At 62.4% G+C, this 255-nt stretch carries 1 pseudogene; it reads right to left on the bottom strand.

Annotated features, from left to right (window positions below):
- A pseudogene (locus EXE47_RS18325) lies at window positions 1-255 on the bottom strand (IS66 family transposase); the annotation flags it as partial.

The following is a 255-nucleotide window of genomic DNA, read 5'->3' as shown; positions in this document are numbered from 1 at the left end:
TCCTGAATCTCTTGACGGATCTGCTCGTACTCACAGCGACCGGCGCGCGCAGCGCGCTCGGTCGCGTGCCACGCGGATGCACCCGAGAGTTCGAGTCCGTGTAGTTGCTCGAAGCGATCAGCGATCTCCCGGTAAGGAAGGCGGTGATCGTACCGTGACAGAGCTGATTGAGCGATGACGTTCACCCCGAACTGCCCCTCATCGGGGCAGTCGGGGTGAGCCGCAACTGTCTCTGTTCCACAGGAGTCGCACTGG

Source organism: Halorubrum sp. GN12_10-3_MGM, assembly GCF_005435235.1.
GTDB classification, from domain to species: Archaea; Halobacteriota; Halobacteria; order Halobacteriales; family Haloferacaceae; genus Halorubrum; species Halorubrum ezzemoulense.
The sequence above is the reverse complement of the archived record's forward strand: the minus strand, read 5'-3'. Positions and strand labels throughout refer to the sequence as shown.